Below are 8,479 nucleotides of genomic sequence, written 5' to 3'. Positions count from 1 at the left end.
GGAAAGTATTAATATCGCGCATAAGAACGCCGGTTTGTTAGATGTGTTTGCTCGCACGAACATCATCAACCAAATCGGCGTTCTTGTTTCTATGTTTCCCGGGATTCCGTGAAGAACCATAAAAAAGGCCTCGCATTGGCGAGGCCTTTGGCTCTTGTAGAAAGAGATTTCAATCGATTCAACTCTGCGGCCTCATCCCTTGAGAAAGCCCGAACATGAACAGCAACAGATCGTGATCAGGCTGCGTGGTCACGGCGGCTTTCGCCACCCGAGGCATCGGGCAATGCGGGTCGCTCGCCGATGCGCCTATCACCTGCATGCGTGGCTGTTCCCAGGCCGCCACCGCCAATGATGCAACTGCCAAGGCTCCTACCAGAAACAAACCTCGTGCAATTTCTAGTTTCATCGCTATAAACCTTTGATAGCGCTGCCAAACGCCGTCTCGTAAAAGTAGACGAGTTTTTTCCAGTCGGTAGCGCTGAACGACGAGTGGCGGCGCAATTGCTTCATGTCATGGGCAGCCGCGCGATAAGCGGTCAGACGTTGACGGCATTTTTCCAGATCGATCAGGGCGACTTCGACCTTGGCCGATTCGCCTTCACCGGTCACGCTGACAAAGACGTGCTTGATGTAGATGCAGCTGTGCTGCCAGCGGCCCTTGTGCATGCGGGCCAGGTTTTCGGCGAGGTCCTTGAGCACACGCTCATACACGGCTTCACCGTGACGCGCACGACCACCTCCCGCTTCCCACTGTTCAAGTTCCTGAAAACCGTCCAGCGATTTGGTCACCAGCAGCGCCCGCCACTTGTGCCGAGGATCAGGCTGAGCACCGCAAAAGACGATTTCCGGCACCCGGACGCCAAGTCTGGATACACCGGTCAGCGCATCCAGTTCGCGCAGCACGGTGGGTCGCCCGAACGGGTGCAGCCAACTGCGATAAATATGTCCTGTCTGGCGTTTGGCATACAGCAGTTGACCATCGCGCCCCACCACCCGCTGTACACCACTTTCACCACCACGACGCACGTTGGGTTCTTCCACCCACTCACCGCGCTGGTTCCAGTAGTAGTCGAAGCGATCCTCGGGAGCGACTTCCGCTTCTGCTGCAAATTGCACTGCCATCCTCTTACCTCTTGCGTAATACGTAAACTCGCCACATGGCATAGAGCGGAATGAAGTCCAGTTGTTCCTGGATCCGGAATCCTGCTTCTTCGAATTCCTTTTCAACCGTTGCGGCCGGTAACACAAAGCGGTTCTGGTAACCTTCCTGCCCACGTTTGCGCTCGGCGCGCTTGCGTTTCCAGGCCTTGAAATTGCCATCCACCCACAGCGAAATGATCACGCTGTCCCGGGTCACGCGCTCGAACTCGCGCAAAATCGCCCGGCGGTGCTCGGCTTCACCGATGTGATGCAGCAGTCGCATGCAGAAAATGCTGTCGACGGCGTTATCAGGCAAGGCAATGTCGAACGCAGAGGTGTGCAAGGGTTGTACCCGTTTCACCACATCCGCCGGTTGCGCCTGCATTGCGGTCTTGATCATCGATTCGGAGTTGTCCGCCCCGATGATCACCCGGTTGGGCTTTTCCGCCAGCAATGGCCAGAAGCGCCCTGCACCGCAGGGCAGATCCAGCACCAGTCCCGGCTCACCAACGAGGGTCAACGCCTTGCGGGCCAACTGCTGATCCCGCCAGTTGGACAACCGGCGTCCCAAACCGTCCTGATGCTTGCGCAAATATTTCTGCGCATGGTTGTCGTCGTACTTTTCGGAAAAATCGAGCTTGATCGGGCCGGCCATCACCAGGACTCCTGAATTACTGATGACATCACCTTAAGCAGCGGCGTGTCAGCATCAGGTCATCCCTTTGTGAAAAAAATGTCATGTAAATCGGCAAACTATTTCAAGGTTATACAGGATTTAGACAGATTGTCGGCAGCATTGCGTTGTAAAAAAGCCGGTTAGCGTTTACCCAGATCCACCTCGAAACGGCAGCCATTGGGTTCCATCGTGCTCAATGTGACGCTCCAGCCCTGGTTCTCGCAAATGCGTTGAACCAGTGAGAGCCCCAAACCAAGGCCCTCGCCGCGCTTTTCATTGCCGCGCACGAAAGGCTGGAACATGGCTTCACGTTTTTCCTCGGGAATGCCCACCCCCGAATCCTCGACCACGAATCCGTTGTCGTTCAGCGTCAGCCGGATGAACCCCAGTTCGGTGTAGTGCAAGGCGTTACGCAACAGGTTACCCATGACGGCATTGAGCAGCGTTGCGTTGTAGCGGGTGTCGGGCGGATTGCCTGGTTCGAATATCAGTTGCAGCCCCTTGGATTCGATCGGCTCGCGCCAAAGACACAGCAAGCTGTCGGCCACTTGCGAGAGGTTTTGCTGGGGCGCTGCGCCTGCGTCTTCGCGCTGGGCCCGGGCCAGCATCAGGAAGGTCTGCACCAGTTCACGCATTTCCTCGCTGGCCCGCGCAATGCGCTGGACCTGGGCTCGCCCTCGCTGATCGATCCCCGGATTCTCCAACAGCAGCTCACAGGAGCTGGCCAGCACCATCAACGGGGTCCGCAATTCGTGACTGACATCGCTGGTAAACAAACGCTCCCGCGTCAGTGCCTGACGCAAGCGCCCAAGGGTCGCGTCGAACGCCACCGCCAGCTCGCCCACCTCGTCTGCCGCGTAGTCCGGTGCCAGCGGAGGCGCCAGCCCGAGTAACTGGTCGCGATGACGCACCTGCCGGGCCAGCCGCACCACCGGGGCCATCACCTTGCGCGCCAGCACCCAGCCAAGGAACACCGCCAGCGCCAGACTGAGCACGAAGCCCACCAGCACCACGGCGAACAGCACTCGCTCACGCTCCTCGAAATCGCTTTGATCCTGCAGCAGCACATAACGACGACCATCGACGATCTCGACCATCGCGTGATACGACAGCTGCTCGCGAAAGACTTCATGGAAACCCGAATCCAGGTGTCGCAAATCCTTGGGCAGCTCGAAATCGCCCGGCCCGCCGCTGAAATAAAACAACTGATCCGGTTCCGGCCGATGGCTCCAGTCCGAGACGTTATCCATCAGCAGCAGGCGTTGCAGGTCACCGCCCAGCCCGGCGGAAATCAGTTTTTCCTCGACCAGGTGCACGGTCGCGACGATGCCCATGGCAAACGCCCCGGCCACCAGCGCGCTCATCAGCGCAAAAGCGATGATGATCCGCTGGGCAAGGCTTTGCTTAAACTCCATCGCGGCCCTCGGCCAGGCGATAGCCCACGCCGTGCACGGTGTGCAGCAGCGGTTTGGCGAACGGTTTGTCGATTACCTGACGCAATTGGTGGACGTGGCTGCGCAGGCTGTCGCTGTCCGGGCAGTCATCGCCCCACAGCGCCTCTTCGAGAATTTCCCGACGCAGGACATGCGGGCTCTTTTGCATCAGCACCGCCAGCAATTTGAGGCCGACCGGGTTGAGCTTGAGTAATTTGCCTTCGCGGGTCACTTCGAGGGTATCGAGGTCGTAGCTCAGATCACCGACCTGCAGGGCCCGACGACCGCCACCCTGGGTGCGGCGCATCACCGCTTCGACCCGGGCCGCCAGCTCCGACAGCGCGAACGGCTTGACCAGATAATCGTCGGCTCCGGACTTGAAGCCCTGCAAACGGTCATCGAGCTGATCCCGGGCGGTGAGCATGATCACCGGCGTATCGCGACGGGCGTCTTCGCGCAGGCGCTTGCACAGGGTGTAGCCGTCGATGCCCGGCAGCATGATGTCGAGCACGATCAGGTCGTAATGCTCGGTGGCCGCCAGATGCAGGCCCGACAGACCGTCCTGGGCGCAGTCGACGGTATAGCCTTTGAGCCCCAGGTAATCGGCCAGATTGGCCAGGATATCGCGGTTGTCTTCGACCAATAGAATTCGCATGGGCACCTCCTCCGTACACGGTAGCGGCCGTCTTGGCCCGCGCAGCTTACGGCCAAGTGTGGCTCACGGCTAGGCGCGGGGCAGGTTGATTTGACTTAATTGCACGGATCGCCGGACTTGACGAGTTTTTCACGAGCGGCCGACAAATCGCCGACAGAACCGGGCGCAGACTCACGCGGTTGTGCTTCTTTGAAGACCTTACCGATGAAGGAATTGCCATGGTTTCAATCTCTGCCCGCCCTGCTTCAAGGCCTTTGAATGTATGGCTTTGCCTGGGCATTCCCGCCGCTGCGGCAGTCATTCTGGTGTTGCTGGAATTGACCGACCTGGACATGGATCTGGCCCGGCTGTTTTACGACCCGGTCGCGGGCGACTTCATCGGCCGCCACAGTTATTTTCTCGAAGACATTCTCCATGACCGCGCCAAACAAGTGGTGATCGCCTTTTCGGTGTTTTCCATCCTCGGGTTCATCGGCGCGTTTTTCATCGAGCGGCTCAAACCGTTCAAACGCGAGCTGGGCTGCCTGGTGTTGTCGCTGGGTCTGGCTACCTCATTTGTCACGCCGGTGAAAGCCGTGACAGCGGTGCAATGCCCCTGGAGTCTCGAGCAGTTCGGCGGCCACGAAACCTACAGCAAGCTGCTGGAGCATCGCCCGCCGACCGACAAACCCGGTCGTTGCTGGCCGGGTGGTCATGCGGCTACCGGGTTCACCTTGTTTGCGCTGTTCTTCGTGCTGCGTGACCGTCGCCCTCGGCTGGCCCGTCAGGCGTTCATCTTTGCCTTCGCGCTGGGTTCGGTGTTTTCGATCAGCCGGATGATGCAGGGCGCGCACTTCTTCTCCCACAACGTGTGGACGGCGATCTTCTGCTGGCTGATCTGTCTGGGGTCGTATTACTGGGTTCTGTATCGCCCGGCAGCCAGAACCCAGGCCACGACGCTGGTACAACCGGCCAACGCCTGACCCCTGAAACGCGGGCAATAAAAAACCCCGTCTGCTCTCGCAGACGGGGTTTTTCGTTACAGGGGATAAGGCTGGCTTACATCATGCCGCCCATGCCACCCATGCCGCCCATGTCTGGCATACCGCCCATGGCTGGCTTGTCTTCGGCAATGTCAGCAACCATCGCTTCAGTGGTAATCATCAGGCTGGCAATCGACGAAGCCGCTTGCAGAGCCGAACGAGTCACTTTAGCCGGGTCCAGAATACCCATTTCAATCATGTCGCCGTATTCGCCGGTAGCAGCGTTGTAACCGAAGTTACCCGAACCCTGCTTGACCTTGTCGACAACCACGCTTGGCTCGTCACCGGAGTTGGCAACGATCTGGCGCAGAGGCGCTTCAACAGCGCGACGCAGCAACTGAATACCAACGTTCTGGTCTTCGTTGTCGCCTTTCAGATCAGCAATGGCTTGCAGCGAGCGAACCAGCGCAACACCACCGCCAGGTACCACGCCTTCTTCAACGGCTGCGCGGGTTGCGTGCAGGGCGTCTTCAACGCGGGCTTTCTTCTCTTTCATTTCAACTTCGGAACCGGCGCCAACCTTGATCACCGCAACGCCGCCGGACAGCTTGGCCAGACGCTCTTGCAGTTTTTCACGATCGTAGTCCGAAGAGGTTTCTTCGACTTGAGCGCGGATCTGTGTAACGCGAGCCTGAATGTCGCCTTCGCTGCCAGCACCGTCAACAATAACGGTGTTTTCCTTGGACAGGGTCACGCGCTTGGCGTTGCCCAGGTGTTCCAGGGTGGTGCTTTCCAGGCTCAGGCCGATCTCTTCGGAGATCACGGTACCGCCGGTCAGAACGGCGATGTCCTGCAGCATGGCCTTGCGACGGTCGCCGAAGCCTGGAGCCTTGACGGCTGCGACTTTAACGATGCCGCGCATGTTGTTCACGACCAGGGTCGCCAGGGCTTCGCCTTCAACGTCTTCGGCCACGATCAGCAGTGGACGGCCGGCTTTGGCCACGGCTTCCAGCACTGGCAGCATTTCGCGGATGTTCGAGATCTTCTTGTCGACCAGCAGGATCAGCGGGCCGTCAAGCTCGGCAACCATGGTGTCCGGCTTGTTGACGAAGTACGGGGACAGGTAGCCGCGGTCGAACTGCATGCCTTCTACAACCGACAGTTCGTTTTCCAGGCCCGAGCCTTCTTCAACGGTGATCACGCCTTCTTTACCGACTTTTTCCATGGCTTCGGCAATGATGTCACCGATGGAGCTGTCGGAGTTGGCGGAGATGGTGCCGACCTGGGCGATTGCCTTGGTGTCTGCACATGGCTTGGACTGAGCTTTCAGCTCTTTGACGATGGCGATGGTCGCCTTGTCGATGCCGCGCTTCAGGTCCATCGGGTTCATGCCGGCAGCGACGGCTTTCAGGCCTTCGTTGACGATGGCCTGGGCCAGTACAGTAGCGGTGGTGGTGCCGTCGCCCGCGTCATCGTTGGCGCGCGAAGCAACGTCTTTGACCAACTGAGCGCCCATGTTTTCAAAGGAGTCTTTCAGTTCGATTTCCTTGGCAACGGAAACGCCGTCCTTGGTGATGGTCGGAGCGCCGAAGCTTTTTGCCAGGATCACGTTACGGCCTTTCGGGCCCAGGGTCGCTTTTACCGCGTCAGCCAGGACGTTTACGCCAACCAGCATTTTTTTGCGGGCGGAATCGCCGAATTTAACTTCTTTAGCAGCCATGATCGATATTCCTTAAATACTTTGTAGTAGCGGGAAAATGAGCGGGTAATCAGCCTTCGATAACAGCGAGGATTTCGTTCTCGCTCATTACCAGCAGGTCTTCGCCGTCGACTTTCACAGTGTTGCTGCCGGAGTAAGGACCGAACACAACCTTGTCGCCTTCCTTCACGGACAGTGGGCGCACTTCGCCGTTGTCCAGAACTTTGCCCGGGCCTACAGCGAGAATCACACCGTGGTTGGCTTTTTCAGCAGCCGAACCTGGCAGGACGATACCGCCAGCGGTTTTCTTTTCTTCTTCGCTGCGACGGATAACGACGCGGTCATGCAGAGGACGAAGCTTCATTGTCGATCTCTCCTAATTGTGGTTTTCATCGGCCGGTGTAGTCCCGGCGGGTTTAACGAATCCGGCCTGCGCCGGTTGCGGCTCGCCGAGCGAACCGCGGAAGTCTGTCCGACTCATATGCCGGAACCTTGCGGTGACCGATACATAAGGGCGCATAAGCTTATTACAAGGGCTGGGGACAAAAATTTTTCATGCGGCGGCATGATTTCGTCCCCTAAACGAACACGGCACCCGAAGGTGCCGTGTCGATGCGAAAGTTACTTGCTGTCGCGATGCTCGAACTCGCCTTCGATCACATCGCCTTCGCGGCCCAGAGGCTGGCGCGGTGCAGGACCGCCGCGAGGTTGCAGATCATCGGCGAACGCTCGCTGGCGCATGGCCTGTTCTTCGGCGCGCTGGCGCATCTTGTTGGCGACCAGCCGACGACTGAACGGCAGCAGCAGCACCAGACCGACCACGTCGCTGATGAAACCCGGCAGGATCAACAGACCACCGGCCAGAGCCAGCATCAGCCCTTCGAGCATGGTTTGCGCTGGCAGTTCGCCGCGGTTCAGGCTTTCACGGGCACGCAGTGCAGTGGCCAGCCCGGCGACGCGCAGCACGAACACGCCGAACATCGAGCCGAGAATGATCAGCAGCAGGGCCGGGAAGAACCCGATAGCCCCTGCCACTTTGACGAATACGAACAGCTCCAACACCGGGAACAGCAGAAAGAGCAACAAAAAAGGGCGCATCAAAGTTTCCTCAACGCAAGAAATGCCTTGCAGTAAGCCTTAGATGACGTCGCCCTTTCGTGAATTCAAGCGTCGGCCAGCGCATTTTTTGGCCAGACCTCGGCGCGAGCCAGAGAAACCAAGGCCTCGCGCACTTGTATCGGCGTATGACAAGGTGCTTGAAACGGCAGCCAGTACAGCGCCTGGCCGATGCGCAGGTGCATGCCTTCGGTATCGATCCCGGCCAGCTGCGCCGGTACGGTTTTCGGCAGTCCTGCGAGGTCGACGTAATGAGCGATGGCCTTGGCATGGTCGCTGTTCATGTGCTCGACCATGCTGATTTCCGCCTTGCCGGCGAACGGGTTGGCCAGGGTCAGGTGATCGACCCAGTGGATCGCGCCGAAACCGCCGATGTAGCGATGACGCACCGGTTTGAGCACCCAGAAGTCGAAATCGTGGGCCTTGTGGTAATTCTGCGAATCGGGGAAATAGCGGTAGTAACGCTCGGCGGCGGCTTCGATGGACGCAGCGTCTTCGAGTTTTTCCGCCTCGGCCAGATAGGTCAGGCGACCAACGGCTTGCACATCGTCAGCCTCACGCTCCCCCACCAGCAGCGAACATTTCGGATCTTTCTGCAGGTTGTGGGTGTGCTGGGCGATGCGGCTGATCAGGATCAGCGGCCGGCCCTGGTCGTCCAGGCAGTAGGGAACCACAGAGCCGAATGGAAAACCGGGCATCGATTTGGAGTGGGTCGACAGCACGCCACGGTATTCCTTGAGAAGCAATTCTCGGGCATTCTTAGCCGCTTCAACGCTCAATTTATGACTCCTTAAATAG

The 8,479-nt window shown here is 58.7% G+C and carries 10 protein-coding genes; 1 reads left to right on the top strand and 9 read right to left on the bottom strand.

The annotated features are described in order from the left end of the window. Positions 1 to 178 precede the first annotated feature (178 nt). The 5 genes from L6D81_RS18125 to colR form a co-directional block, all read right to left on the bottom strand. Positions 179 to 406, bottom strand: coding sequence for a hypothetical protein (locus L6D81_RS18125; RefSeq protein ID WP_085647260.1), 228 nt, complete (start codon positions 404 to 406; stop codon positions 179 to 181). A gap of 2 nt (positions 407 to 408) precedes the next feature. Continuing rightward, complete coding sequence (locus L6D81_RS18120) at positions 409 to 1,122, bottom strand: lipopolysaccharide kinase InaA family protein (RefSeq protein ID WP_236181308.1); 714 nt, start codon at positions 1,120 to 1,122, stop codon at positions 409 to 411. 4 nt (positions 1,123 to 1,126) lie between these two features. Beyond that, positions 1,127 to 1,795 (bottom strand): class I SAM-dependent methyltransferase, encoded by a 669-nt coding sequence (locus L6D81_RS18115; protein WP_011335719.1) that lies wholly within the window; start codon positions 1,793 to 1,795, stop codon positions 1,127 to 1,129. 161 nt (positions 1,796 to 1,956) lie between these two features. Next, positions 1,957 to 3,231, bottom strand: coding sequence for a sensor histidine kinase (locus tag L6D81_RS18110; RefSeq protein WP_236181307.1), 1,275 nt, complete (start codon positions 3,229 to 3,231; stop codon positions 1,957 to 1,959). Continuing rightward, on the bottom strand, positions 3,221 to 3,904 hold the full coding sequence (gene colR / locus L6D81_RS18105; RefSeq protein ID WP_007953224.1) for a two-component system response regulator ColR: 684 nt from the start codon (positions 3,902 to 3,904) through the stop codon (positions 3,221 to 3,223). Before colR ends, L6D81_RS18110 begins: the two co-directional genes overlap by 11 nt. A 218-nt stretch (positions 3,905 to 4,122) precedes the next feature. Here colR and L6D81_RS18100 point away from each other — a divergent pair, with 218 nt between their 5' ends. Beyond that, entirely contained in the window at positions 4,123 to 4,866 is a 744-nt protein-coding gene (locus L6D81_RS18100; RefSeq protein ID WP_236181306.1) for a phosphatase PAP2 family protein, read from the top strand. A 76-nt stretch (positions 4,867 to 4,942) separates the two neighbouring features. Here L6D81_RS18100 and groL read toward each other — a convergent pair whose 3' ends face one another. The 4 genes from groL to L6D81_RS18080 all read right to left on the bottom strand — a co-directional run bounded on the left by groL (position 4,943) and on the right by L6D81_RS18080 (position 8,460). Continuing rightward, positions 4,943 to 6,586 carry a chaperonin GroEL gene (gene groL / locus L6D81_RS18095; RefSeq protein ID WP_236181305.1) on the bottom strand — a complete coding sequence of 548 codons (1,644 nt, stop codon included), beginning with the start codon at positions 6,584 to 6,586 and terminating at the stop codon, positions 4,943 to 4,945. A gap of 49 nt (positions 6,587 to 6,635) precedes the next feature. After that, a complete protein-coding gene (locus L6D81_RS18090; RefSeq protein WP_236181304.1) occupies positions 6,636 to 6,929 on the bottom strand; it encodes a co-chaperone GroES in 294 nt (97 codons plus the stop codon). Between the two features lie 257 nt (positions 6,930 to 7,186). Next, positions 7,187 to 7,663, bottom strand: a complete 477-nt coding sequence (locus L6D81_RS18085) for an FxsA family protein (protein WP_064599125.1) — start codon at positions 7,661 to 7,663, stop codon at positions 7,187 to 7,189. Between the two features lie 65 nt (positions 7,664 to 7,728). After that, a complete protein-coding gene (locus L6D81_RS18080) occupies positions 7,729 to 8,460 on the bottom strand; it encodes a HugZ family pyridoxamine 5'-phosphate oxidase (RefSeq protein WP_236181303.1) in 732 nt (243 codons plus the stop codon). Between the last annotated feature and the right edge of the window lie 19 nt (positions 8,461 to 8,479).

It is taken from the genome of Pseudomonas sputi, from assembly GCF_021603585.1.
Lineage (GTDB): Bacteria > Pseudomonadota > Gammaproteobacteria > Pseudomonadales > Pseudomonadaceae > Aquipseudomonas > Aquipseudomonas sputi.
The sequence above is the reverse complement of the archived record's forward strand: the minus strand, read 5'-3'. Positions and strand labels throughout refer to the sequence as shown.

Coding starts and splice junctions, on each gene's coding strand:
- colR (WP_007953224.1), bottom strand. CDS start 3,904: ATGCGAATTCTATTGGTCGAAGACAACCGCGATATCCTGGCCAATCTG.
- L6D81_RS18110 (WP_236181307.1), bottom strand. CDS start 3,231: ATGGAGTTTAAGCAAAGCCTTGCCCAGCGGATCATCATCGCTTTTGCG.
- L6D81_RS18125 (WP_085647260.1), bottom strand. CDS start 406: ATGAAACTAGAAATTGCACGAGGTTTGTTTCTGGTAGGAGCCTTGGCA.
- L6D81_RS18100 (WP_236181306.1), top strand. CDS start 4,123: ATGGTTTCAATCTCTGCCCGCCCTGCTTCAAGGCCTTTGAATGTATGG.
- L6D81_RS18090 (WP_236181304.1), bottom strand. CDS start 6,929: ATGAAGCTTCGTCCTCTGCATGACCGCGTCGTTATCCGTCGCAGCGAA.
- groL (WP_236181305.1), bottom strand. CDS start 6,586: ATGGCTGCTAAAGAAGTTAAATTCGGCGATTCCGCCCGCAAAAAAATG.
- L6D81_RS18085 (WP_064599125.1), bottom strand. CDS start 7,663: ATGCGCCCTTTTTTGTTGCTCTTTCTGCTGTTCCCGGTGTTGGAGCTG.
- L6D81_RS18120 (WP_236181308.1), bottom strand. CDS start 1,122: ATGGCAGTGCAATTTGCAGCAGAAGCGGAAGTCGCTCCCGAGGATCGC.
- L6D81_RS18115 (WP_011335719.1), bottom strand. CDS start 1,795: ATGGCCGGCCCGATCAAGCTCGATTTTTCCGAAAAGTACGACGACAAC.